The following is a 26,319-nucleotide window of genomic DNA, read 5'->3' as shown; positions in this document are numbered from 1 at the left end:
GCACCCGGATTGTGCGCCGCGTTGCAGTTGCAGGCGTTTTTCACATGCGCAATGGATTGCGCCCGCCAAAGGTAGGCGTGTGTGGCCTTCCATCCGCCCGGCCTCTCCCTTTGCGGCCAGCCCTCCGTGAGATATGCAAGCCATTGAACATGCCGAAAGTCACTTCGCGCGGGGAGGGGCGCGTGAACCTGTGAGGAATGGAGTTGGACGTCTGATGAACAAGGTCATCTTCGCCTGTGTACGCAACGCTGGCCGCTCGCTGATGGCGGAGGCGTTCTTCAATGTGATGGTAGACCCCCAGAAGGCGCGCGCCGTCTCCGCGGGGACGCAGCCTGGCGACAAGGTGCATCCCGAAGTGCTCGCGGCCATGCGGGACATCGGCATCGACCTGCACGACGTGAAGCCCCGCCTTCTCACGGACGACCTGACCCAGGACGCGCAATGGCTCATCACCCTGGGATGTGGCGAGGCCTGTCCCCAGGTGCCGGGGCTCCAGCGCGAGGACTGGCCGCTGGAAGACCCCAAGGACAAGTCGGACGTCCTGGTCCACCGCATCCGCGACGAGCTGGCCGCCCGCGTGGCCGGACTGCTGGAGCGCGAAGGGTGGATGCGCGCCGGTTAGCGCGGCTTCGAACGCGCGCTCATTCCAGGTGGTAGTTGAAGGGCAGCTCGACGGTGACCCGGTCGCCGAGCGCCGGCGGTGGCGGTGGAAAGGGCGCGGCATGCCGCACCGCCTCCTGCGCGGCTTCGCACAGGAGGGGGTGGGGACAGGGGCCCAGCACCCCCAGGGCCACCAGCTGGCCCTGCACGCCCACGGAGATGCGCAGCACCAAGGACCCTTCGATGCCCGCCATCCGCGCCTCGTGGGGGTAGGGAACGTCCTCGAAGCGGTCGCGGAACATCTGTTCGAAGTAGCGCCGGGCCATGTCCTCGCGGTTGTCGGGGGCGGTGGCGGGCGGCGGCTCCACGAGCAAGCCCGGGTAGTCGGGCCCCAGGGCGCGCTGGGTGATGCCCGCCACGGCGCGGCCCGCCAGGCTGTCACGGTCATGGGCTGGGATGCCGGCGGGGCGCCCGACGGACAGCGGCTCCGCGAGCTGGGAGGCGCGCGGTGCCGCGGCGGGGCGCGGCGGTGAGGGGGCGCGCGAGGGGCGAGGCCTGCGCGCGGTCCGGGACCGAAGAGGCGCGGGGGCTGGACCGGTGACGTCCCCCACCGGGGCCGAAGGTGGCAGGGCGGTCAGGCGGAGCACGAGGACTTCTCCCCGGGTGGTTTCGCCTTCGAGCCGTCGCGGCGTGCCGTGCCAGAAAGAGGCCGCGCCGATGAGCGCCGCGGCGTGCAGACCGATGACGGCCAGGACCAGCATCAGCGTGCGTTGACGGCTCCGGGCCTCTGTCTCGTGGCCACGGAAGGCCGAGGCGAACAGAACACCCTCTGGCGGGCGGGCCTTCGCTGGTGCGTCCGGCATGGTGTTCCCCCTCTCCCGCCCGCGTCTCGCCACGGGATGGGGGTAGTGGCGCGCGTGTCGGGCGTGAAGGGTTCCAGGGCCGCGGGCGTGTGCGGCGGTCCGCACTCAGCCGGCGCGGTGTCGGGCGGCCTTCAGGGCGGGGACACCGGGGGACGGGGTTTGCGGAAGACCACGGTGAGGTTGTTGCTGGGCATGTCCACCACGCGCTCGCGCTCCAGGCCATGCAGGGCGGCCTCGGCGGTGACGGCCTCCAGCGACCTCACGCCCCACGCCGGGTTCCTGGCGCGGAGGGAGGCGTCGAACTCCAGGTTGCTGGGGGCCGTCTCGCGGCCCTCGACGAAGTAGGGGCCATACAGGACGAGCAGCCCGCCGGGAGGCAGCGCCCGGCCCGCGCCCCGCATCAAGCCCTGGCAGGCCGTCCAGGGGGCGATGTGAATCATGTTCACGTTGAGGATGACGTCCGCGGCCGTCTCCGGCCAGGACTCCGCGCTCGCGTCGAGCCGGCGCGGCGGCAGCAGGTTGGGCGGGCCTTCCTCGGTGCGCCACGCTTCGATGCTCTCCAGCGACTCCGCGTCCACGTCGGTGGGCTGCCAGACGAGGTGGGGGAGCGCTCGGGCGAACCACGCCGCGTGCTGGCCGGTGCCGCTGGCCACCTCCAGCACCCTGCCGGAGGCGGGGAGGACTTCGCGGAGGACAGCGAGCAGGGGCTCGCGATTGCGTTCCGTGGCCGGGGCGTGACGCTTCATCCCCCGGGTTTCGCACATCCGCCGTGTTCCGGGCGAGCGCCGCCCCCTCCTCCAGTGGACGACCTGCGCGCCGCCCCGGGAAGCGAGTGGGCGGAGCGGGGCGTGGGCCTCCTGCCGTGACTCCCGGTCCGGGCTGGAAGAAACGTTCCGTCCACGCCCGTTTGTTTCCCACCCGGCAATTCCCAGCCCCCCGGGTCGAGCAGGGGTGTCACCCTCAGGTGGTCCCTGGGGGGTACATTGGGGGCATGGTTCCACGGCAGGTGGGCGGGTCGGGCGTTATCTCTGGCGTTACCGTCTCCCAAAGAGGAAAGTTCACCCAGGGCTCCCCTTCCTGCCGGGCGAGCGGGCACTGGGATGTACTCCTGCGCCCGCGGGTTACACTGCCAGGCGTGGTTCCCAAGCAGGGCGGGGCGCTTCACATATGTGTACGGTCCCTTGTTGTCGCGGACCTGCCTGCCACACCTTTGGGGGGGCAGGCCTGAAACCCAATTCGGAGGAGAGTCACCATCATTCGCGAACAGAGAAGCAGCCGCGGCGGGAGCCGCGACCAGAGAACCAATCGTCGCATCCGTGCCCGTGAGGTCCGCGTCGTCGGGTCTGACGGTAGCCAGCTCGGGGTCATGCCTCTCGAGGCGGCCCTGGACCGTGCCCGGACCGAGGGGCTGGACCTCGTTGAAATCAGCCCCATGGCCAGTCCTCCGGTCTGCAAGATCATGGACTACGGCAAGTTCAAGTACGAGGAGAAGAAGAAGGCCTCGGAAGCGAAGCGTGCCCAGGTCACGGTCCTGCTCAAGGAAGTGAAGCTCCGTCCGAAGACGGAAGAGCACGACTACGAGTTCAAGGTCCGAAATACCCGCCGGTTCATCGAGGACGGGAACAAGGCGAAGGTCGTCATCCAGTTCCGTGGGCGTGAAATCACGCACAAGGAGCAGGGCACGGCCATCCTCGACGACGTGGCCAAGGACCTGAAGGACGTGGCCGTCGTGGAGCAGATGCCCCGGATGGAAGGGCGTCTGATGTTCATGATCCTCGCGCCCACGCCGAAGGTGGCGCAGAAGGCCCGCGAGCTGGTTCGTCAGGCCGCCACCGCCGCCAAGCGGACGCCTCCTCCGGGAGCCCCGGGTGCGGGCAAGCCGGCGGGCGCCAGCAGTGGCGCTGGGGAGAAGGCGGAGGAAGCGGACGAGGAGAAGAAGGAAGCGCAGGCCGCGCCGGCAGCAGCCGAGGCGCAGCTCCCGACGGCGTCCTGAGGGATTGCCGCCACGCGGTGGGTCTGGGTTCCCACCGCGTGCGGCGCCTCTCGAAAGCGGGGAAAGTGTGGCCGCCGCCACACGGGCAGGCAGCCAGGCGTGGCTCGCCGCCCACAGCTCCGGCGTGGCTTGCCAGGGAAAGGCAGCCCGAGAGGCTGGCAGGCGACTTGAAAAGGAGGGTACTGCTGCCGCAGTCTGTCCGCCCGCGAACGCTCGCGGACCTCCTTTCATCAAGGACGCGTGATGCTGCCTGTCCTCCTCGCCGTGCTGCTGGCGCAGACGCCCGCATCCAATCCCCGTCAACAGGGCGTGCCCATTGGCAAGGGCAAGACGCTCCCTGTCGTCACCCTGTCCGCGCCGTCAGGTGGATGGACGGTGGACCGGATGATGCTCATCGAGGGCACCGTCAGCGACACCACCATTGACCCGGTGGTGGTGTCCATCAACGGCGATCGCTACCTGATGCGCACGTACCGCGGGCGCTTCAGCCGCAAGTTCCCCGCCGCCAGCGGCAAGAACGTCGTCACGGTGATGGCCACCAACCAGGCCGGCACCGCGCGCACGCAGGCCACCAGCTACGCGCAGATTCCGCCGGTGCCCTTCAAGGTGGTGCTCACCAGCGACACCGACGGCGTCTACACCGACCTGCACCTGTACGAGCCCACCGACGCCAGCGCCAAGGACGGCACCCTGGACGTGCGGAAGATGGCCCACGTGTACTGGGCCGACACCGCGAGCCCCTCCGGTGGCACCTTCTTCCTCAACTCGCAGGGCGGTGACTTCGACCAGCCCGCGTATGGCCCGTACCTCTACATCCACCGCTCGCCGCCCAAGGGCGTGTACCTGGTGGCCACCAACTACTGGCCCAGCGGTGACAAGGCCCACACCGTGGCCACGCTGAACCTGTCGCTCTTCGAAGGCACGCCGAACGAGATTCGCCGCATGGTGCGAATCCCCCTGGCCACGCCGGGCACCACCCGCGTGTTGGCCTGGGTGAACATGCTCGGGGATGGGCAGGCCGAGGTGTTCGTGCCCTCGCAGGACCCGCGTCCGAAGCACGCCGCGTGGCCGAAGAACCTGGACGAGGCCCTCAAGGCGCTCCAGTCCAATGGGGATGGCGGCGGTGAAGGCGAGTACTGACGTCTCCGTCGTCCGGGGTCTCCACGTCCATGCGCCGCGTCCTTCCCGTGCTCCTGCTGCTCCATGCGCCCGCGCCTCTGGCGAGCGGAACGGTCGGCGTGCGGCCGCTCGTGTCGGCGCCTTCGGCGTCCGAATGGGCTCTTGCGCCGTCGCGCGCGGCCGCTCCGCCCGCGGCGGTTGGGGCATCGCCGCATGCGCCGGCTGCGTCGGCGTCGGAGGCGAAGTCGCATGCCGCGGAGGCACCCACGACGCCCGAGACGCGCGACGTGCTGCTCCGCCGGTTGGTGGCGCGCGTGGCGCTGGCCCAGGTTCGCAAGCAGGACGCCGCGTGGCATCCGGACCAGCGTGACTGCGCGGGCCTCATCCGCTTCGCCTTCCGTTCCGCGTACAAGCAGGTCGCCGCGGAGCGCCTGGCCACGCCGCTGTGGCGTGACGGCCGGGGTCGCCCGTCCGACTTCGCGGACGCGGAGGTGCTGCTCCAGCAGAGCTTCCAGTTCCTGGGCCGTGACGACGCCACCCGCGAGTCGCTGCGCACCGGCGACGTGCTCGCCTTTCGCCAGGAGCAGGACGCGGGCCCCATCTTCCATCTGATGCTGGTGGTGCGCCCGGAGGACCGGGCCCATGCGCCCGCGCGCGTCGTCTACCACCCGGGGGAGAAGGGCGCCGCGGTGCGCACCGGCGTCCTCCACCACCTGGTCACCGAGGCGCCGCTGGAGTGGCGCCCGGTGCCGCAGAACGCTTCCTTCCTCGGCTTCTTCCGTTTCAAGGAGTGGATGTCATGACATCTCCCAAGAGTGGCCCGCCCAAGGCGCTGCTCATCGGCGTGGTGACCGTCCTCGTGGGCGGCGCCGTGGCCGGAGCCTTCTTCCTGGGCCGGCGCAGCGGGCAGTCCGGCGACGGCGGTGGCACGGTCACGAACCTGCTCGGTGGCGAGCGCAAGGGCCCGCCCAGCGCGGGCGCCGGCGTGGAAGGCATGCCCGAGCCCGCGATGACGGCGCTGGAGGTGCCCGGCACGGCCGCGCCTTCCGCGCTCTGGGTGGACGTGCACCACCCAGGCAAGGTGCGGGATGCGCTGGCGGCCAACGCGTGGCTGCGCGACCAGCTCCAGAAGCCGCTGGGTCAGGGCTTCGTCGGTGCGTGGGCCGCCTTCTTCGGCTCCACCGGCGAGGACCTCCGGGCGGGCTTCAAGGGCGCGGTGCTGGACCTCTTCGCGGGGCAGCTGTTGGACGCGCCCTTCCGCGTGACGTGGTTCGCCGGTGACGCGCGCTCCAGCACGCCGGCCTTCATCCTTCCCAAGCCGGGCCGCGCCGCGACGTCCGCGTACGAGGCGCTGGACGGCGTGGCCAGCCGCGGCGGCATGACGGCGCCGCACTGCCCGGGTGGCGGCTCGGAAGGCACCTTCGAGATGAAGCGCTGGCTGGTGGCGGAGCAGACGCTGTGGGCGGGCCGGCTCAAAGACAGGCTGGTGCTCGCGCGCCACCCGGTGGCGGTGCTCCACGGTCTGTGCGCGGAGCTGCCGGCGCTGAAGGCGAAGGACGGCGTGGACGTGGAGCTGGGCTACGACCCGGAGGCCTACGGCCGCGAGGTGCAGCTCTTGTCGAGCGTGGTGGGGTTGGCCCCGGGCACGCGGCTCCAGTTCGGCGTGGAGGCGGGACGGCTGGTGGGCCGGGGCATCGCGGGCGAGCTGCTGGACGGCCCCGCGCGCCTGGACGCCGCGCCCCTGTCCGACGACCTGCTGAAGCTGGTGCCGGAGGACACGCCGGTGCTGCTGGCCTTCCAGCTCAAGCTGCCGGAGTCGTTGGACCCCGCGACGCTCAAGGCGTACTGGGAGAAGGGCGGCGGCAAGGGCCCCACGCGCACGCGTCAGGTGGCGCTGGTGTGGACGCCGCGCGGTGATGCGAAGCTGCCCGTGGAGCTGGCCGTGCTGTGGGGCCGCACCGACGACGCGGCCGCGCTGGAGGGCCTGTTCTCCGGTGGCTACAGCCGGCTGGTGCGCGGCACCCACTGCAACCACGTGGTGCTGGCGTCCAACGACGCGGAGCTGGAGCGCCTGCGGAAGGCGTGTGCGGGTCAGCAGCCCAACATGCTCAACGCCGCGGGCCCGGTGGTGGCGGGGCTGCGCGCGCCTACCTCGGTGGCCTTCGGGGTGAACACGGGCCGGCTGCTCAGCGGGCTCACCATGGATGGTTACCTGTCCGAGTTCCGGGTCAGCCGCAACGCGCCCATGCCGAGCGCGGCGCCCCCGGAAATCGAAGCGGCGCGGAGCGACCTGGAGTCGCTGCCGTACCTGGGCCTGCGCGGCACCGTGCAGGGCGATTCGCTGGTTCCTGGAGGTTTCGGGTCATGAAGTGCCTCATCCGACTGGCGGCTCTGTCCGCGCTCATGCTGTCCGGCGTGGCCCTGGCCAAGCCGCTCTACATCACCGTCCCGCGCTCCTATGGCACCCAGGAGCCGGTGGCGGTGGACGTCGCCTTCGAGGACAAGGGCCCCGTCGAGCTGCGCGTCCTCAAGCCGGAGAACCTGGACGCCTTCATCCGCGCCCAGGGAGATTTGCGTCGCGCGTACCAGACGCCGCCCACGCTGAAGAACCCGGGCCGCGCGCTCAGCCGTGGCTTCAACGCGGTCCGCACGCCGGGCATGTTCCTGCTCGACGCGCTGAGCCCCGCCTTCCGCGACGAGGTGGGAGAGGTGCTGCCCCGTGCGCCGCAAGCGTCGGGCTCCGGCGAGCCGCTGGCGAAGGTGGCCGAGGGACCGGAGCGCCTGGTGGGCGTGCCGCCCGGCTTCACGGTGACGCGCAGCCAGTGGCTGAACCTGGACCTGGGCGGCGCCGAGCGGGATTTCAACGTCCCCGGCTTCAACGCCAGTGGCCCCAGCGGCTTCCAGGAGCGCCGCGTCACGCTGGCGCCGCTGCCCGCGGGCACCTACGTGCTCCAGTTGGTGCAGGGCCGCGTGGAGGGACAGGTGGTGCTGGTCGTCAGTGACTTGACGGTGCAGCTCAAGCAGACGGATGGCCAGGTGCTGGTGCGCGTGGCGGGCCGGGACCAGAAGCCGCGCGAGGGTGCCGAGGTGCAGGTGTACCTGCCCAAGGGCAAGGGCCCGGTGGGGAAGACGAACGCGAAGGGCGAGGTGACGCTGGAGGTGTCGGAGCCGCGCGTCATCGCCACGGCGACGGCGGGTGGGGACACGGCCATCGTCGACACGGACTTCTACTCCGCGCTGGCGGTGGCGCCGGACGTGTTCATCTACAGCGACCGGCCCATCTACAAGCCGGGCCACGAGGTGAAGTTCCGCGGTGTGGTGCGCCAGCCGGACACCTTCCTGGCGCGCCTCTTCACGCCGAAGAAGCGCCAGGTGCAGGTGAAGCTCGTCTCGCAGGAGGGCCGCGCGCTCACCACGCGCGCCTCGGTGGACGAGTTCGGCGCCTTCCACGGCACGCTGAAGGTGCCGGAGGACCTGGGCACCGGCGTGCTGCGCGTGGAGGCGGAGGTGGACGGGCACCCGCACCAGGGCGAGGCCCGCGTGCAGGACTACGTGAAGCCGACGTTCTACCTGGAGATGGAGCCCGCGTCGGAGACGGTGGTGCCCGGCCAGACGCTGCGCGCGAAGGTGCGCGCCCGCCGCTATGCCGGTGGCACGCCCGACGCCACGAAGTACGAGGTGTTCCTCTACCGCAGCCTGCTGGACGCGCCCGCCTGGGTGGATGACGCGGGCAAGGGCGGCCAGGGCAGCGACGTGACGTACGGCAGCGCCTCCACCACGGAGGGCAAGCTGAGCGTGCCGGAGCGGCTGTACTCCTCCGTGGAGGCGCGCGGCGCGTATGAGGACCCGTGGTCCAGCGCCAGCGCCTTCGATGCCAACGGCGAGGCTGAAATCGAGGTGGCCGTGCCGGCGCTGGCCGCGGGCGAGGAGCGGCTGCCGTACCGGTACTCGCTCACCGTGCGCGCGCGTGATGACCAGGAGACTTTCGCCAACGCCACGTCCGCCTTCTTCCTGTCGAAGGTGGAGGTGCTGGGCCTGGCGCGCTACTCCGACGCGGTGGTGGCCAAGAGCGGCGACGCGACGCTGGCGATTCGCGCCACCACGCTGTCGGGCAAGCCCTACGGCGTGACGCAGGGCGAGGTGGAGTTCGTGCTGCGCAAGGCGGATGGCGCGGAGAAGAGCCTGGGCAAGCGCTCCTTCTCCACGGCGGCGGATGGCACGCACCGTGAGAAGGTCCCCACCTCGGACGTGGGCACCGTGCTGGCGCGCGTGGTGGTGAAGGACAAGAACGGGGAGACGTGGCAGGGCGAGGAGTCGCTGCTCGTCATCGGCGGCGCGGACGAGCCGGTGGCGCGCGTGCCCAACCTGACGCTGGCCTCGCTGTCCGGGACGCTGGCGCCGGGGGACACCGCGAAGCTGGTGGCGCTGATGCCGGACAGTTGGGGTTCGGGCGGCCGTGACGCGGGCCCGGTGTGGGTGACGCTGTCGGGCGCGTCGCTCTACGACACGCAGGTGGTGGAGCTGACGGGCCGCACGCTGGTGCACAGCTTCAACGTGGAGAAGCGCTTCGGCAGCGCGGTGTACGCGTCCGTCGCGTACCCCACGGCCACGGGCCGCTGGGAGGAGCGCACGGTGGCCTTCCGGGTGATTCCGCGCGAGCGCACCCTCACGGTGGAGCTGCAGCCCCGCCGCGCCGAGGCCACGCCGCTCACCGAGCAGAGCATCGACGTGCGCGTGGTGGACCACGAGGGCCGAGGTGTGGTGGCGCAGCTGTCCGTGGGCGTGGTGGACAAGGCCGTCTACGCCATCCAGAGCGAGTTCCGGCCCAAGGTGCTGGACTTCTTCTACCCGCCGGCGCGCAACAACGTGTCCAACTTCTTCTCGTCGGAGTTCCAGGGCTACGGCTACGGCGAGGCGCTGGCGCGGAAGATGGCGGGGCTGCCGGACCACGCCTTCGCCTCCATCAAGCCGCCCAGCCGCCAGACGAAGGACCTGGAGCGCGACACCGCGCACTGGGACCCGGCGGTGGTGACGGACCGGGATGGCCGCGCCACGGTGCGCTTCACGCTGCCCTCCAACCAGACGCTGTGGGTGGTGACGGCGGTGGCAGCGGACACCTCTGGCCGCTTCGGCGAGGGCACCTCCGAGTTCGCCACGCGCGGCGGCCTCAACCTCTACGCCGCGCTGCCGCAGTTCCTCCGTGAAGGCGACGAGGCGGTCGCCTCGGTGCGCCTGTCGGCGGGGGAGAAGTCGCCGGCCAGCCAGTTGCTGGACGTGAAGCTGGCGTCGCTGGGCGCGCTGAAGGCGGACCAGTTCGAGCACAAGGTGGAGCTGGCGAAGGGCGGTGAGCAGGTGGTGCCGCTGACGCTGAAGGCCGCGTCCACGGGCGCCGCGCAGCTCACCGTGAACGTGGCGGGTGGCAAGGACCCGCTGAGGGACCTCAAGCGCTTCGACGTGGGCCCGGCGGCGGTGGAGGACGTGGTGAAGGTGAGCGCCTGGGGCGGCGGCGCGCTGGAGGTGCCCGCGCCTCAGGAAGCGACGCTGACGCGCGTGGAGCTGGTGCTCCAGCCGTCCATCGTGGACGCGGCGCTGTCCAACGTGCGCGAGCTGCTCACGTACCCCTACGGCTGCCTGGAGCAGCTGGTGTCCACCACCGTGCCCAACGTGGCGGTGTACCAGGTGCTGCAGAAGGCGGGCGCGCTGGCGAAGCTGGACACGGACACGCAGGCGCTGCTGGCGGAGGCGCGCAGCCGCTCCGTGCAGGGCACCGCGCGCATCCTCGACATGTCGGTGAAGGGTGGCGGCTTCACCTGGTTCGGTGGCTATGAGACGCCGAGCCTGCCGCAGACGCTCATCGCGCTGGATGGCCTGGCCTACGCGGCCGAGGCGGGGCTGGTGGACCGCGCCGACCCGCGCCTGGTGGAGAGCGCCCGCTGGCTGGAGGCGCAGGAGGGCCTGCCGCCCGAGTACGACGCCACGCGCGCCTACGTGCTGGCGCGGCTGGAGGGCTCCAAGCAGGCCGCGCGCGTGCGGGCGCTGGTGCAGGGCGCGGAGGGCGGGGACCTGTACCCGCTGGCCCTGGCGGTGCTGGCCGCGGAGAAGGCCGGCGTCATCAAGGAGCCCGCGCTCCAGACTCAAATCAACGCGCTGGTCGCGCGCAGCGCGCAGGGCTACGCCAAGCTGGCCGCCCTCACGCCGGGCCAGTCGCTGGAGCAGTCGGAGGCCTTCTTCCGCTTCCCGCTGCGGCGCGTGGGCATGACGGCCATCGCCGCGCATGCGGCCTCGTTCGGCACGTTGGACATCACCCGCGCGCGCCGCCGCATCCTGGAACTGCTGTCCGAGCCTGACCTGTCCACCTTCGACCGGAGCACCACGCTGCTGCACTCGCTGTGGCTGCTGGAGCGCGACGCGAAGGCGATGCAGGGCATGAAGGCGCCGGAGGTGAAGGGCGTGAAGACGCCGGTGAAGTTCGCCCCGCGCGGCCTGGGCCTGGTGGCGGTGCTGGCGCCGGGCACGCGCACCGTGGACGTGGGCGGCTTCGACGGCGTGGCCACGCTGCGCGCCACCACGCGCACGCCGCTGTCCGCCGTGCAGCCGAAGGCGGAGGGCATGTCCATCCAGCGCGCCTACTACGTGCTGCGCGAGGGCGGGAAGGTGCGGCTGGGCGCGGGCGACACCGTGTCCCAGGGCGAGGAGGTCTACGTGGAGCTGACGATGGACGCGCGCGGCGACAACCGCGTGCGCTCGGCGTACTACGTGGTGGAGGACGCGGTGCCCGCGGGCTTCGTGCCGCTCCAGGAGGACAAGGCCTTCCGTGGGCCGCCGCACTCGCTGCCGCTGGTGCCCGAGGCGCTCAAGCGCCGCGTGCTCAACCCGGAGCGGGCGACGTTCTTCTTCGAGGAGCCGGCGTGGTGGAGCGACAGCCCGCGCACCGTGGGCTACGTGCTGCGTGCGCAGTTCGCCGGCACCTTCTCCGCGCCGCCCGCGCACATCGAGGACATGTACGCCGCCAGCATCCACGGGCGGACGGCCGCGGACTCGCTGAAGGTGGTGCCCTCCAAGAAGCACCTGGGCGACCTGTAGTCCATGGGGTTGGCCGTCACGGTGGCCGTGCTGCTGGCGGCCACCCCCACCTTCGTCACTCGCGGCGACGTGACCCCCGAGGCCGGGCTGCGCCGCGAGGCCGAGGCCGCCTGGACGGCGCTGGAGGCGCGTTACCTCCAGGAGGCCGGAGGCGCGCCGGCGAAGCCCCCGGCCTCCATCGTCCTCCAGAAGGGCGCGGCGCTGACGCCCCAGCGCAATGGCCAGGGGCGCCCGGGGCTGGTGGAGCTTCGGCAGAACACGCCGGGTGTGCTGGATGAGCGGCTGCGGCTGGCGCTTCGGCACGAGCTTGCACACCAGTTCCTGTGGTGGGCGTGTCCCCAGTCCAGCGAGGACCGCCTCTTCCACGAAGCCTTCTCCGTGGCGGTGAGTGGCGAGCTGCCCTCGTGGAAGGAGGGGCCCTATCTGTCGTTGTCCCGCGCGGCGTCGGTGCTGGCCGGGGCGCCGGAGGTGGACACGCCCAGGGCCCGCCGCGCGCTGGCGCGGCTGCTGAACGAGTCCCCGGGCTTTCCGCCGGCGCTGTCGCGAAGGCTTCGGAAGTGCCAGGACGGCGCGCGGTGGGCGTCGCCGCTGTCCATCGACGAGCTGGCGGGCGTGGGCGTGCGCGAGGCCCGGCCCGCGATGGTGGTGGTGAGCCGCCATTCGGGAGAGGTGTTGCTGTCGGAGGGCGACGTGCGGCGCGCGCTGCCGTACGGCTCGGTGCTCAAGCCCTTCCTGTACGCGGCGGGCGCGGAGCACCCGACGCTGCCACCGCGCCCGGGCGTACCGGAGTGGGTCTGCGGCGCGGGGTTGCCGGCGAAGGTGGACGCGCGCACCGCGCTGCTGCGCTCGTGCAACGGCTACTACCTGGACTGGGAGGCGCGGGGTTCTGCGCCCCGGGCCTTCGGCGCGTGGGGGCCGGTGCTGGCATCGGTGGGACTGACGGGCCTGCCGGAGGACATGGCGGAGGCGACGGGGCTTCGCTCCACGCTGGCCGTGTCGCCCTGGGGCGTGGCGCAGGCGTACCGGCTGCTGGCGGAGGCTCGGCCGGATGTGGTGGCGCTGTTGGCGGACAATGCCGCGCGCGGCACGCTGGCGGAGTTGCCCGCGTCGAAGTCACTGGTGGGCGTGGCGACCAAGACGGGCACCGTGCGCGACGCGGCGAGCCGGCCCCAGTTCGGTTGGATTGCCGCCGTGGACCCGGACCTGGTGGCGGTGGTGGTGCGGCCCGGCGCCATGCCCCGCCAGTTCGCGGACGAAGTGCCCAAGGCGCTGGCGCGCGCGCGCAAGCAGGCGGGCCTGGAGGCCGCGCGCGTGCAGGTGCTGGGGCTGCTTCCACCGGGGGACGTCGAGGCGCGGTGCTCCGGCGCGGGTTTCGCGCTGGTGGAGGGTGTGCCGCGCGCGGGCGCGGAGACCTGGGCACCCCTGGCATCCCTCACCCAGCGGGGCGCGGCCGTGTGTCTGGGCGCGCCCTGGCGCGTGCGCTTTCCCGGTGGCCCCGGCGAGGGCCGTGACTACGCGGGCGTCTTCATCACCTCCGAGCCGCCGCCGTACCGGCCGCCGCCGGGCGTTCCCACCACCCCCAGCGCCATGAAGGCGCGGCGCGGCTCCGACTTCGTCTTCCGCACCACGCGCCTGCAATACGCGGCGGGCGTGGTGTCCGCCGAGGACGTGACGCTGACGGGCGAGGCTCGCGTGGCGCTGGCGCGGGTGGTGGCCCACAACGAGCAACATGGTCACAGCCGTCACCCGGGGCGCCCCGTCTGTGACACCACGCACTGTCAGGCCTTCCGCGGCACCGTGCGCGTGCGGTCCGAGGACGCGAAGGCCCTGGGACTGGCGCCGCTGAAGTGGCGCAAGTGGCTGACCTTCTCCCAGGGCGGGGAGGAGCCCTGGCGGCAGGCGCGGCCCCGCGCGGAGGTGGAGCGCCTGTTGGGGCGCGGGCTGGTGTCGCTGCACTTCAAGGCGGGGCGGGTGCACTACCTGCGCGCGGAGACGGATGGCGACGCGACGTTCGACACCGCGCGCTCGGTGCCGTGTGACTTGCTGCGCTCCGGTTTGAAGCTGCCGTCGTGCCCTCGCACCGCGTCATTCAATGGCGAATCACTGATGTTCGAGGGCCGTGGCCGTGGCCATGGCGAGGGCTTGGATGTCGAAGCCGCCAAGGCGGCGGGTTCGGCCAGCGATGTGATACTCGATGACGCATACGGACAGTGAAGATAGACAGGAAAATTTTGATGCGTCTATCTGGTTAAACAGTTTAAAACTGAATTGCATGAAATTGTGTCAGGGCCGGGCGTAGAGTGGCGTTGCCCGTCCTTCCCGGCGGGCCCTCATCGTTAGGAGTGGTCGCCCATGCGCATCACCCGTACCGCCTCTCGCAGAAAGCTGTTCGGCGCGCTGCTGTGTACCCTCTCTGTCGCGGCCTGCGGCCCGGCGCCCGAAGGAGAGCCCTCCGGTGAGAAGTCCCCCGAGACGGGTTCGCAGGAGCATCCCGTCGTCTATGGCCCCGACAACCGCACGGACGTCTATGCCTATCCGGCGTCCGTGCTGCGGACCCGGGCCGAGAAGTCCACCGTGGCGCTGATGAATCCGTCGGACTTCAACGCCTCCAATCCCAACAACGTCACCTTCAATGGCAGCACGCTGCAGAGCGCCTACAACCTCTGCTCCACGCAGCGCTTCCTGAATGACCCGACGTCAGCCTTCTGCTCGGGGACGCTCATCGATGATGACCTGGTGCTCACCGCGGGGCACTGCATCACCAGCGCGTCCGCCTGCGCCAACACGCGCTTCGTCTTCAACTTCTATCGCACGTCGGCGACGACACTGCAGACGGTGACCACGGCCGACATCTTCTCCTGCCAGTCCATCGTCGCGCGGCAGCAGGGCACGGTGGGCGGCCGCAACCTGGACTTCGCCGTCGTCCGGCTGGACCGTCCCGCCACGCCGCGCTTCGAGCCGGCGCCCATCCGTCCGGGCAACACCGCCCTGCCGCTGAACACGGGCGTGTCCGTGATTGGTTCCGGCAGCGGCATCCCGTTCAAGATTGACGACGGCGGCTGGGTGCGAGACGCCCGCGCCGGCACGCTGGACTACTTCGTCGCCAACACCGACACCTTCGGTGGCAACTCGGGCTCGGGCGTGTACGAGAACAACAACGTCACCGTGGCCGGCATCCTGGTCCGGGGCGTGACGGACTACGTCAGCCAGGGCGGCTGCAACGTCGTGAATCAGTGCACCGACACGGGCTGCGGTGGCGAGTCCATCACCTACGTGCGTCCCGCCATCGACGCGTACTGCGCCGTCGCGGGCAGCATGCGTCTGTGCGGCACCACCGAGCCGCCCCCGCCCCCGCCGGTTCAGACCTTCACCTTCTCCGCGACCAACACCAACAGCGCGCAGCAGAACACCACCAACGTCAGCGTGACGCTGGCGGCTGGCCAGACGCTGTCCTTCGGCACCTGCACGCTGCCGCAGGCCACGGGCACGGGCGACACCTACCTGCGCCTGTACAACACGGCGACGAACACCCAGGTGGCGGCCAACGACGACTCCTGCAGCCTGCTGTCCTACGTGTCCTTCACCGCGCCCGCGGCGGGCACGTACCAGATGCGCGTTGGCTGCTACTCCAGCGGGAGCTGCAGCGGCACGGTGGCCTACTCCATCCAGTAGCACCGCTTTGACGTGAGGGCGCGGGTGGCCCTGCCGCCACCCGCGCCCGTAGCTTCGCAGACAACACCTCGCCTCCCCTTGTTGCTCGCGTGTCCTCGCGTTCCCCGTGGCCTCCCTCTGGAGCGCGGGTGGAGCGCCTCCGGCACGCGCCGTGCTCTGGGCCTCCGCCGGGCCGAGCCCGGAGCCGGTCCCTCAACAAGGACGACGCGTTACATGAATCAGCGGAAACACACGAAACAGCTACGCCGCCAGTTGCGTTGGGCGGGCTTGTCCGCGACGGTGCTGGCCGCGCCCGCGAGCTTCGCGCAGGACTGTCCCAAGCCCACGTTGCAGCAGTGCGTGGACGCCGACTACCGCGCCAGCAGCTGCGGCAGCGTCCACGACGCGTACTGCCAGGGCGTCGTGGAGTCGGAGTGGAAGGCCGGTTGGGAGGCTGCTCCCAAGCGCGTGGCGTTGCTGCCCGAGGAGCTGGGGGGCGGGGTGGACACGGTGGCCTACGCGCCCCACGTCCCGAAGTACACGCGCTTCCAGGGCATGGACCAGAGCATCATGGGGCAGGTGCTCAAGGGGCAGATTCTCTACCGCAAGGGCCTGGAGAACCTGACGAAGGAGGAGCAGGCCTACCTGTCTCGGATTCAGGGCTGGGAGAAGGACGGCACCCAGGTGACGTCCTGCCAGGAGTTCGTTGACGAGAAGTACCTCGACTTCAGCCGCTTCGAGCGGCAGGCGGGCCGGTACGGCGATGACTACCGCGCCTTCTTCAACGGTGCCTTCGGCAAGGAAGGCATCGCGCATCGCGTGCTCTACAGCCGGGACCAGGAGAAGCTGGCGCCCATCTGGGACGGGCAGCGCGCGGCGAAGAACGCGTACTTCCACTTCACGCCCGGCCGCTATCCGAAGGGCACCGACGGCTACGTCTTCAAGTCCGAGGCGGCGAAGCTGGCCAACAACCTGGAGGCGCGCAGCTGGGTCGCTCCGTCGGACGATTGGCACCAGAAGCAGGCCGAGCAGTTCAGCCACATCGCGGATGACGTGCTCAACCACTATCAGGTGGAGCAGGAGTCGTTCACCGCGCTGCTGCGTCAGCGCGACGCCGTCTACGCGGAGTGGGCGCAGGCCTCGAAGGTCCTCCGCTCGCGCGACCACCAGACGGCGGAGCTGGACAAGCTGACCGCGGAGCGGCTGTACGGGTTGGACCAGGCCATCGAGGAGTCGCTGGTCAAGGCGCAGAAGGACGGCTGCCTCGACACCCAGGGCCCCACGGTGTGTGACTGGAGCCCCCGCCGCTACAAGACGATGCTGGAGGCCGCCATGGCCCCGCGCCGCGAGGCCGACCTGCAGGCGTGCCTCTTCCTGACCGGCAACGACTTCGGTCCGGAGAGCTTCGTGCGCAACGCGGACAAGCTCGAGGTGAAGGGCCTGGACCGGAAGGACTACACGCTCTCCTCGTCGTTGCTGGCGCAGTACATCGCCATCTACGGCGCCCACATCCACGGGCTGAACGTGCCGACGAACCCGTCCACGGGCGCGGTGCGGCACGGGGGAGAGGCCAGCGACAGCGGCTACGCGGGCGGCGACACCTTCGGTGGTGGCTACGACTACGTGGCCGGCTGGGAGTACGTCCAGCCGGGCTCGGGCCTGCGCAACAAGTCCCTGGGCGCCTGGTGTGACAGCGACGTGCGGCTCTACGGCGAGTTCAACGCCTATGCGAACGTGTTCGGCCCCACCCGGCACGAGATGGTGCACGTGAGCGGCGAGGCGGGCACGGAAGGCAATGGCATCCGCCTCAAGCTGGATGCGCGCGTGCTGGGCACCTCCCTCTACAGCCACGACAAGCACTACCCGCTGCGCTTCACCTTCTATGAGGGCAAGCCTGTTTTCGACAGTGACGCCGCGAAGGCCTCCACGACCTTCGTCGTCGTGTTCGTCCCCGTCACCGTGCAGGGCGGCCTGTCCGCGGAGACGGGCGTGAAGATGAACATTGGCGGCGCCGTCACGCGCAACTGCTCCGAAGACCTGCTGGGCGTGGACCTGTACGGGACCATCACCCCGTTCGCCTCGGTCAAGGGCTTCGCGTCCGTGGGCATCGGGGTTCCGGGCCTCCAAGTGGGCGTGAGGGGCGAGCTGGTCATCGCCCGCGTCAACGTGCCGCTCTACGGCGATATCGGCCTCTACCTGAGTTCGCCCTCGCACCCGACGAATCCGAACACGCTGTTCCTGCGGGCGTCGTCGAAGCTCGACATCGAGCTGCGCTTCCTGGACGGCAGCATCAAGCTCTTCGGTGAGCTGCTCTTCCTGAAGGGCGAGACGACCATCGTGAGCTGGAGCGGCTTCGGCAACACCTGGAACATCTACAACGAGTCCAAGTCGCTGCCGCTGGTCCGCGTCTACTAGTCCGTCGCCCCCCCCTGGCTCGTGCCTGTCGCGAGCCGGGGGCCCCTCGCCGCCGCGGTGTGCCCATCCGCCACCGCGGCGGCGCTTCTCCCTCATTGTCTGGAGTCCTTCATGCGTCGCTCGAGGCTCGCCGTCCGCACGGCCGCGCTGACCACCACCCTGCTGTTCGTGGGCGCGGTGCCCGTCTGGTCCTACTTCCATCACGCCGCGCCGGAAGCCGTGGTGGCCGCCGCGCCCGTGAGCGCCTCCCGGCTGCCGCTCTATCGGTGGACCGTGGGGGAGGAGCGCACGTACCACTTCGTCTGGAACGACTTGCAGCGCGTGGCGCTCCCCGTTCCGCAGCAGGGGGAGGCGCCCCAGACGATGGACGGCACACTGAGCCTGGAGGGTGAGCTGACGCTCCAGGCCCTGGAGGTTCGCGCGAAGGGCGCGCGCGTGCGACTGGCGGTGAAGCGGCTGGACCGGCACGACGCGACGCTCTCCGGACAGGCGCTCTTCCCCGATGCCGCGGCCGTGCAGGCGCACCTGCCTCAGACGGCTTCAGCGTGGCTGGAGCTGGACGCCCGGGGCGCGCTCGTGGCCGTCCGGTTCTCCGACGCGGAGCCGCCCCTGTTCCGCCAGGTCGCGCAGACGCTGGCGGCGGAGTTGTTCCCCACGGAGCTGCGCGACGCCGCCGAGTGGAGCGTCATCGAGTCCACGCAGACGGGCGAGGTGGAGGCGCGCTTCCAGTTCGACGGCGAGGACGCGCGCCTGACGCGCCGCCGCGCGCGCTACCAGTCCCTGCGGGCCGCCGCCACGGCGCCAGCCTTCCGGCAGACGCTGAGCTCCCTCACACAGTTCGACCGGGACCCGGAGGGCTTCCTGGCCGGGGTGTCCCACGACGAAATCCTGGATGCCACGCACACCGATGGCCGCTCGCTGATGTCGCGGCGCGTCCGCCTGCGCCTCGCGTTCTCCACGCGTCAGCAGAAGCCCCTGCCGCCGGCCACGGAGGACAAGCCCATTGTCCGCGCGCCGTCGCAGGTGGCTTTCGAGGGCGATGAGGAACTGGCGCTGACGACCAGCCAGGCCGACGGCATGACGGTGGACGCGGCGCTCCAGGTGTTGGCGTCCGCCACCGACCCCGGCGCCATCCCCGAGCTGGGCACCTTCGCGCGGCGGGCCATCGCCGCGCTCGAGCTGGAGCCCCACCGGGCCGGTGAGCTGGGGCAACTGTTCCTCCAGAAGGGCAGGTCTCCCGCGATGCGCGAGCTGATGCTGGACCTTCTGGCCGGCGCGGGGCACGCAGAGGCCCAGGCCACGCTGCGCGAGCTGATTGTCTCCACGGAGGCCCGCGAGCATGCCGGCGCGCATGGGCTGATGGTGCAGCGCGCGGGCCTCCTCCGCGAGCCGGAGCCCGAGACGGGCCGGCTGCTGGCGCGGATGAACACGGAGGCCCGGACCGCCGGTGACGTCGGCGCCGAGCGCGCGTCCGCCTACGCCCTGGGCGCCGTCGTCTCCCGCCTGCCCGCGGGCAGCCCCGAGGTGGCCGAGTTCCTGCGCCCGCTGGAGGACGCCCTGGCACGCGCGGACAACGCCGAGTCGCTGGAGCACTCCCTGCGCGCGCTGGGCAACAGCGGCACGGAGCGCGTCATGGACCTGGCGTCGCCCCACTTGCGTGACGAGGCGCCCGAGGTGCGCTCCGCCGCCGCGGGGGCCCTGCGCACCGCGCCCCAGGAGGCCGCCACGCACATGTTGCTGGACGCGCTGATGTCCGAGCCAGCGCGTGCTGTGCAAGGCGCGCTGCTGGACGCGCTGAATGCGCGCACCCTGGGCGCACCCGAGTTGGAGCGCCTGAGCGGCTGGGTCGTGGCGGGGCAGTTGGCGCCGGGAGCCGAGGCCGCGCTGCTCAACGTCCTCACCCCCCGCATGGACGACAGCACCGCCGTCCTCCGGATGCTCCAGGCCCTCTCGGTCCGTCCCGGCCAGCAGCCCGCCACCCGGGCCCGCGTCATGGCGCTGATGGCCCAGGCCTCGGCCAGCCGCGGCGGCTGAGCCCCTTCGCTTCAACCCACCCACCGCAGTCGAGGTCCTCATGAAACGCAGTCTCAACGGGCTGTTGCCCCTGGCCCTGCTTGGCTTCTTCCTGGCGCAGGCCGCCCACGCGGACGTCGTGGACGACGTGTGGCGCGGCACGAACATCCGGCTCAACGCCGCGCGCATCCGCGTGAAAGGCAATGACTACGCCACCGGCTACTGGCTGCTGCCGAAGGCGGCGAACACGCTGAACCTCAACGTGCCGGCGCGGCAGTTCGGTCTCAACTCGGACCTGGTGCTGCACATGTATGGCTCGCGCTCCGGGAACGTCATCACCTGGACCTTCGATGACACCTTGCCCAGCCGCTACAACCTGGGGGACTCCACCTACGTGACGCGGGTGCGTGGGACGCTCAAGGCCTACGCCCGGCAGGTGCGTGGCTCGGATGACCCCTTCTGTGACAGCGCCGCCTGCCCCCACAACGTGGAGCTGACCCTTGCGCCTGGCTCCAGCGCGAAGGTGAGCGGCTACAAGACCTTCATCTTCGACATCGACTTCACGGAGGACGTCCAGGTGAAGCAGTTCGTCGCGTATGGCGGCGTCCCGCGCCCCCGGCTGTCGTCGATGGCGGTCGTCACCCCCAGCAGCCGTTGCCCGTCCTCGGGGCCCAGCGAGCTGTCCGGCGACGTGGTGCTCAGCAGCCCCGCGCCCACCGGCGGCATCCTGGTGGACCTGATGAGCGTGGACGCGAGCGTGGGCGTGCTGCCCGTGCGCGTCCCCGAGGGCCAGCGCTCCGCGCGCTTCACGCTGCGCCTGCCGCCCTACTGGACGGGGCCCACCGTCGTCTACGGCGCGTCGGGCGGCGTCCGGAAGAGCGTGAAGGTGGGCGTGCGCCCGTGCCTCGTACATGTCTTCCCCTTCGTGCGCTGGTACCTCATCGATTCGCTCTACGCCCCCGTGCACCTGCTCAACGGTGGGGCGGTGATTGCCCGGTACAAGGAGGCGGAGTCGGACGTCCTGCTGACGGGCAAGGGCGAGGCGTACTGGCTGAACGAGGTGCTCGGCGCGGAGCAGGTGCGCGTGGCGGGCGTCAACTCGACGGGGGACATCTTCGGCACGGCATACACCTCCAAGGGCCCCAACGCGTTCCTGCTCCGTTCGGAGGACGTGAAGGCGGGCGCGGAGCAGTGGCTGGAAGGCTGGGAGGCCGTGACGGCCAACGCACACGGCACGCTGCTGGTGCGTGACCCGAACGATGGCAAGAGCATCTACCGCGTGGACGAGGTGGGGCCCGCGCGGCACCCCGGCCTGTCCGAGCTGCTCCCGAGCCGCGTCCTCTTCAACGCGCTGGGGGAGGTGGCGGTGACGCTGGAGACGGAGAAGGGGCTCCGCGCCGCGCGCGTCTACGGCAAGGAGGTGCAGGTGCTGCTGGACAACGAGTCCGAGGTCACCGCGCTGAACGACGTGGGGGTGTTCGTGGGCACCGCGCTCGATTCGGACAAGCGCCCTCGTCCTTTCGTCTGGTCGCGGCAGGAGGAGGCCCGGTGGCTGCCGATGCCCAAGGGCGCCGTGTCCGCGAAGGCCGTGGCCATCAACGACGGAGGCTGGGTGCTGGGGACCGCCACCGCCGAGGACGGCAAGACGCAGGTGCCCTTCCTCGCCTCACCCGATGGGAAGACGGCCACGCGGTTGGATGAGGTGCTGCCGGAGGAGTTGAAGAAGGCCGGCTACCGCGTCCTGAGGGCGCTCGCGCTCGCCGACGACTTCAGCGTGCTGGTGCAGGCCCTGGATGGACAGGGGCAGCGCGTCCACCTGGTGCTGAGCCCGTGAGCCGCATTCCGGCCAGCACGACTTCCACACTTCCACAAACAAGGACCTTCCTCGTGAAATCGAACCTTCCCCTTCTTCGGGGGCTGATGATGGTGTTCATGGCGCTCCTGGCGGGCTGCGGCGGTTGCCAGAGCAGCTCATCGTCGTGTTCCCCCAGCCAGTATGGAACCAACGGCTGTGCCTGCAGGACGGACTCCGCCAGCTGCAACGCCGGGCTGGTCTGCCGCAGCGGCACGTGTGAGCCGTGTGGCAACGAAGGCGGCGCTTGCTGCGTCAACGCGGGCACCACGTCCTGCAGTGGCACGTTGACGTGTGTCATGGAGGCCGCGGGCGAGCGCTGCCGCAACTGCGGCGAAGTGGGCGAGGCGTGCTGCGTCTCGTCGGGGAACAGCCAGTTCTGCCGCGCGAACGCCGTGTGTGTCAGCGGGAGCTGCCAGTCCGTGGCGGCGCACACCTGCGACCCGAATGGCACGGTGTACACGGTGGGCATCCAGGACACGAACCTGTGCGCCCGGCGCGTGGTGGAGGTCCGCGCGAGCTCGCCCGCGAACGCGCTGCAGTGTGCCAGCGCCAGCGGGATGCTGGCGGCGGATGAGACTGTCTATGAAATCCCCAACACGCCCATCACCGACTACGAGCTGTGCCTGGAGTCGCAGAGCCAGGGCCGGCGCACCACGAGCGTGCAGGCGTTCGAGGACTACAACGCGCTTCGCTGCGCGCGCTGGACGCGGTGTGGCGCCAGCGACCCGTGCACCAGCGTGACGCACGGCGCCTGCACGCCCTGAGGCGAGCGGGGACGGATGCGGGGCGGAGCGCGCGGAGGGGGACGCTCCGCCCCGTGTCATGTCGTGAGGAGCCGCAGCACGGCCTGGGCCGCGCGTTCGGTGCCGTCCACACCCTCCAGCGTCGCGGCCAGGGCGCGGGCCTTGGTGGCCACTTCTGGCTGGGACACCTGGGTGAGCGCGTGGGCGATGGCGCCGGCGCTCAGCGCGGATGGCAGCACGGCGCGGCCCACGCCCAGCCGCTCCACGCGCCGCGCGTTCGCGAGCTGGTCGCCGCCGAAGGGCACGACGACCATGGGCCGCCCGGCCGCGAGCGATTCCTGCACGGTGTTGTTCCCACCGTGCGTCACCACCAGGTCCACCTTCTGAAGCAGGGGCACCTGGGGAACGCGGCGGAACACCTGCGTGCGCGGGCCCGCGCGAGCCTGGAGCCGTTCGAAGCTGGCGCCCGCGCTGACCACCACGTCCACGTCATGCCGCGCCAGCCCGTCCAGGATGGCGTGGAAGACGTGCGGCTGGTCATTGAACACCGTGCCCAGTGACACGTAGACGTGCGTGCGGCCGGGCCGGATGTCGGTGAGCGCGGGGTCATCCAGGTTCGCGGGCGCGGGCCGGGGCAGGCACGGGCCGGTCATCTCCACCGGGCCGGGCAGCGGATCGAGGCCGGGCTCCAGCGCCGGGGTCGTCGCCATCAGGTTGAGGTCGTCGGAGATGGGCGCCGCGAGCAGGCCGTTCGTCTTCAAGGGGACGCGCAGCCTCTTCGCGGCACGGGCGACACGCGCATCGAACCAGCGCAGCAGCGCGAGCCCCCGTTGCTCGGCCTGGGTCCATGCGGCATCGCGGGGGGTGTCGTCCTCGAGCCCACTCCCAAAAGGCGCCGCGCCCTCCACGGGGAAGGGAAGGGCGGAATGATACAGCGCCACATAGGGGCGCCGCGTCTTCCGGGCCGCGAGCAGGGCCGCGGGCATGAGGTAGTCCGCCAGCACGACGTCAGTCCCAGAGGCTTCGATTTCCTCGGCGATGCGCCGTGCATGCCCCTCCATGCCGGTGGTGAACAGCCGGAGCGCCCACCCCAGCTCGTCGAGCCCCTGGGCCCGGGTGATGCGCGCGCCGTACCAGAGCGCGGCCGGAGAAGGGCGCAGTGGCACCAGCCTGAGTCCGTCCTGGCGCAGGGCTTCCGGAAGCTGGGCGGCGAAGCGCAGCGGCTCTGGCATCAGGCCGGGAAAGCGCGCCGGCGCCACGACCGTTGCGATGGCCAGGTCGTGGCCGAGCTCACGCAAGCGCCCACCAATGGCGCGCAGTGCGTTGGTGTGACCCGCCGTGGGGTGGGCCGCCATGAGAATCCTCGCCATGACGCCCAGCGTAGCAGCGCGGGTCCGCCCGCCCGCCCGACGGGCAGTCCGCCGTGACGCGCCGTGACGTGGGGCCTGGACAGCCCGTGTCGTTCATGATTGTTGGTGTTCAAATCATCTCCCTCCAGATTTCGAAGGAAACGACATGCGCCGTGGCTTCGCCCTGCTCCTGATGTTGCTGCTGCCCCTGCCGGGGTTCGCGCTGAATGGAGGGCTGGGCGAGCCCCCAGTGGATGTGGATCGCCGCACGCCCATGGCGACAACGGCGGGCTTCCTGGACGCGGCCCATGCGCGGGACGCGGCGCGCGCGCCCCACTATCTGTCTCTGTCCCACCTGCCTCCGGAGCAGCAGGCGGAAGAGGGGCTGCGGCTGGCGCGGCGGCTGGTGTTCGTGATGGACCGGATGCTGTGGCTGGACTACTCGAACATCAGCCAGAAACCGGAAGGTGACCCGGCCGACCCCGTCTACGACTCGCTGGGACAGATTCCGCTGCCGCGCGGCGCGGTGGACATCCGCCTTCAGCGCATGGAGCGCCCGGAGGGGGCCGTCTGGGTCTTCAGCGAGGACACGGTGCGCGCCATCGACACGCTCTTCGCCGTGTACGGCTCGCCCGTGCTGGAGAAGCTGCCGCCGCTGCTCTTCGTGCGGCCGGTGTGGGTGCTGGAGCTGTGGCAGTGGCTGGGCCTGGGTGTGCTGCTGGTGGCGGCGTGGCTGGCGGGCCGGCTGGTGGAGGCGGTGGCGCTGCGGGTGGGCTCGCGGGCGACGGGCATCACGCAGTCGGGGTGGGACGACCAGTTGGTGTCGGCGGGGAAGGGGCCCTTGCGGCACCCGGTGGCGGCGCTGGTGGTGGCTTCCGGCACGCGGATGCTGCTGTTGCCTCCGCCCGCGCAGCACCTGGTGGACCTGGTGGCGCGCTCGCTCGTCATCGCGTCGCTGGCGTGGTTCCTCATGCGCTTCGTGAAGCTGGCGGCGGGCTTCCTGGAGCACCGCGTGGGGACGGAGAGCCAGGACGTGGCGCGCGTGCGCGGGCTGCGCACGCAGTTGGCCGTCATGCGCCGGGTCATCGAGTGCACCGTGGTGCTGGTGGCGGGCTCGCTGCTGCTGCTCCAGTTCGAGGCGGTGCGCAACGTGGGGGTGTCGCTGCTGGCCTCCGCGGGCATCGCCGGCCTGGTGCTGGGCCTCGCCGCGCAGAAGTCCATCTCCACCCTTCTGGCGGGCATCCAGCTCTCCATCACCCAGCCGGTGCGCATTGGCGACACCGTCATCGTGGAGGGCGAGTGGGGCTGGGTGGAGGAAATCACCCTCACGTACATCGTCGTGAAGGTGTGGGATTTGCGCCGGCTGGTGGTGCCGATGAGCCACTTCCTCGACAAGCCCTTCCAGAACTGGAGCAAGGTGTCGCCGGACATCATGGGCACCGCGGAGGTGTTCGTGGACTTCCGCACGGACGTGCCAGCGGTTCGCGCCGAGCTGCGGCGCATCTGCGAGACGGACGGCGTGGGCCTGTGGGACGGCAAGGTGGCAGGCCTTCAGGTGACGGAGTGCACCGAGCGCACCATCAAGCTGCGCGCGCTGGTGAGCGCGCCGGATTCGGGCAAGGCGTGGGACTTGCGCTGCATGGTTCGTGAGAAGCTCATCGCGTTCCTCCAGAAGCAGCCGCATGGCCTGCCGATGCTGCGCGCCGAGGCGACCCACGCGAACATCCAGGATGGCGCCGCCGTCACGCTCGGCGTGGTGCCGCTGTCCGGGGCCGCTGGCGCCAACGTCGTGGTAGCGGCCAAGCGCCAGGACTGAGTCTCGTGTTCACGGGGCCCCATGGGGAGGCCCCGCCGGGCAGGCCGTGTTTGCCGTGGGCGCCACGCGGCACCCACCTTCGGACATCGCTTCGTCGGGAGGTGGACATGACTGGAAGGCTTGGCAGAGCAGGCGGCGTGGCGGTCCTTGCGGCCCTGTGGGGCACCGGCCCCCTGCTGGGGCTCACCGCCCGGGCGGAGGCGCCCCAGGCGGGGCAGACGCGAAACGTCTTGTCCGCGCGGGACCTGCTCCTGGCACAGCTCGCCCTCTTCGACGCGAAGACCATCGCGGCGGGCAACCTGGCGTTGGAGAAGTCGGCCAACCCGCAGGTGCGGCAGTTCGCGTTGCGGCTGGTGGAGGACCACCGCCGGCACCTGCAGGACTTGAAGGCGTGGGGAAGCTCGCCGTCCATGGACATGGTGGTGGCGGACCTCACGCAGCCCCGGACCACCCCGGGGATTGGCGGCTCGGGGAGCAAGGACGGGGGCCTCATCCCGGGGCCGAGTCTGCCCATGCAGCGCGCGGACGCCCGCCTGGAGCAGGCCGTGGCGTATGCCCAGCAGCACCTGGACGTGCTCCGCAAGGCGCAGGGCCAGGACTTCGACGAGGCCTTCCTGAAGCGCGTCATCGAGGACCAGGAGGAAGGCCTGCGGCTCGTGAAGCAGGCGCAGACGACGTACAAGAACGATGGGGCGTTCACCCTCATGCTCGACAGGACGGGCAACCTCGCGGACCGTCATTTGCAGCGGGCTCAAGGGCTGAAAGAGTCATTCGAGTGAACGCGCCATTCATTCGCCCGGCCTGCCGGGTTGACGTGAC

Annotated in this window: 17 protein-coding genes; 14 read left to right on the top strand and 3 right to left on the bottom strand. The window is 70.9% G+C overall.

The genetic code is table 11. From position 1 onward, the window contains the following. Positions 1–214: 214 nt before the first annotated feature. On the top strand, positions 215–622 hold the full coding sequence (locus tag FMP39_RS18325; protein WP_011550706.1) for a low molecular weight phosphatase family protein: 408 nt from the start codon (positions 215–217) through the stop codon (positions 620–622). Positions 623–641: 19 nt separating this feature from the next. Here the strand turns inward: FMP39_RS18325 and FMP39_RS18320 are convergent, their stop codons facing one another. Further along, positions 642–1,463 (bottom strand): TonB family protein, encoded by an 822-nt coding sequence (locus FMP39_RS18320; protein WP_141591643.1) that lies wholly within the window; start codon positions 1,461–1,463, stop codon positions 642–644. 131 nt (positions 1,464–1,594) lie between these two features. Then, a complete protein-coding gene (locus FMP39_RS18315; protein ID WP_141591642.1) occupies positions 1,595–2,209 on the bottom strand; it encodes a DUF938 domain-containing protein in 615 nt (204 codons plus the stop codon). A gap of 506 nt (positions 2,210–2,715) precedes the next feature. On the opposite strand from FMP39_RS18315, the gene infC reads away from it, so the two are divergent. The 11 genes from infC to FMP39_RS18260 all read left to right on the top strand — a co-directional run bounded on the left by infC (position 2,716) and on the right by FMP39_RS18260 (position 22,356). Beyond that, entirely contained in the window at positions 2,716–3,456 is a 741-nt protein-coding gene (gene infC, locus FMP39_RS18310) for a translation initiation factor IF-3 (protein ID WP_141591641.1), read from the top strand. A gap of 243 nt (positions 3,457–3,699) precedes the next feature. Next, positions 3,700–4,596: a DUF2135 domain-containing protein gene (locus FMP39_RS18305; protein ID WP_090486267.1), complete on the top strand. Its 897-nt coding sequence runs from the start codon at positions 3,700–3,702 to the stop codon at positions 4,594–4,596. Positions 4,597–4,625: 29 nt separating this feature from the next. Continuing rightward, the gene (locus FMP39_RS18300) at positions 4,626–5,378 is read left to right on the top strand and encodes a DUF1175 family protein (protein ID WP_141591640.1); all 753 of its coding nucleotides are present in this window, start codon (positions 4,626–4,628) and stop codon (positions 5,376–5,378) included. Next, positions 5,375–6,943 (top strand): hypothetical protein, encoded by a 1,569-nt coding sequence (locus FMP39_RS18295; protein ID WP_194858449.1) that lies wholly within the window; start codon positions 5,375–5,377, stop codon positions 6,941–6,943. The genes FMP39_RS18300 and FMP39_RS18295 overlap by 4 nt, the downstream gene beginning before the upstream one ends. Beyond that, positions 6,940–11,658, top strand: a complete 4,719-nt coding sequence (locus FMP39_RS18290) for an MG2 domain-containing protein (protein ID WP_141591638.1) — start codon at positions 6,940–6,942, stop codon at positions 11,656–11,658. Before FMP39_RS18295 ends, FMP39_RS18290 begins: the two co-directional genes overlap by 4 nt. A gap of 3 nt (positions 11,659–11,661) precedes the next feature. After that, positions 11,662–13,872: a SpoIID/LytB domain-containing protein gene (locus FMP39_RS18285; protein ID WP_141591637.1), complete on the top strand. Its 2,211-nt coding sequence runs from the start codon at positions 11,662–11,664 to the stop codon at positions 13,870–13,872. A gap of 138 nt (positions 13,873–14,010) precedes the next feature. Further along, positions 14,011–15,330, top strand: a complete 1,320-nt coding sequence (locus FMP39_RS18280; RefSeq protein WP_141591636.1) for a trypsin-like serine protease — start codon at positions 14,011–14,013, stop codon at positions 15,328–15,330. Between the two features lie 213 nt (positions 15,331–15,543). After that, a complete protein-coding gene (locus FMP39_RS18275; RefSeq protein WP_228558091.1) occupies positions 15,544–17,724 on the top strand; it encodes a hypothetical protein in 2,181 nt (726 codons plus the stop codon). A 111-nt stretch (positions 17,725–17,835) separates the two neighbouring features. Beyond that, positions 17,836–19,758, top strand: a complete 1,923-nt coding sequence (locus FMP39_RS18270) for a HEAT repeat domain-containing protein (protein ID WP_141591634.1) — start codon at positions 17,836–17,838, stop codon at positions 19,756–19,758. 40 nt (positions 19,759–19,798) lie between these two features. Next, positions 19,799–21,571, top strand: coding sequence for a hypothetical protein (locus FMP39_RS18265; RefSeq protein ID WP_141591633.1), 1,773 nt, complete (start codon positions 19,799–19,801; stop codon positions 21,569–21,571). A gap of 53 nt (positions 21,572–21,624) precedes the next feature. Further along, a complete protein-coding gene (locus FMP39_RS18260; RefSeq protein WP_228558090.1) occupies positions 21,625–22,356 on the top strand; it encodes a hypothetical protein in 732 nt (243 codons plus the stop codon). 56 nt (positions 22,357–22,412) lie between these two features. Here FMP39_RS18260 and FMP39_RS18255 read toward each other — a convergent pair whose 3' ends face one another. Continuing rightward, entirely contained in the window at positions 22,413–23,705 is a 1,293-nt protein-coding gene (locus FMP39_RS18255; protein WP_228558089.1) for a glycosyltransferase, read from the bottom strand. 145 nt (positions 23,706–23,850) lie between these two features. Here FMP39_RS18255 and FMP39_RS18250 point away from each other — a divergent pair, with 145 nt between their 5' ends. After that, complete coding sequence (locus FMP39_RS18250; RefSeq protein ID WP_141591630.1) at positions 23,851–25,500, top strand: mechanosensitive ion channel family protein; 1,650 nt, start codon at positions 23,851–23,853, stop codon at positions 25,498–25,500. A gap of 137 nt (positions 25,501–25,637) precedes the next feature. After that, positions 25,638–26,279 (top strand): DUF4142 domain-containing protein, encoded by a 642-nt coding sequence (locus FMP39_RS18245; RefSeq protein WP_228558088.1) that lies wholly within the window; start codon positions 25,638–25,640, stop codon positions 26,277–26,279. The last annotated feature ends 40 nt before the right edge of the window (positions 26,280–26,319 follow it).

Source organism: Myxococcus sp. AB056, assembly GCF_006547365.1.
Classification (GTDB): Bacteria; Myxococcota; Myxococcia; order Myxococcales; family Myxococcaceae; genus Myxococcus; species Myxococcus virescens.
The sequence above is the reverse complement of the archived record's forward strand: the minus strand, read 5'-3'. Positions and strand labels throughout refer to the sequence as shown.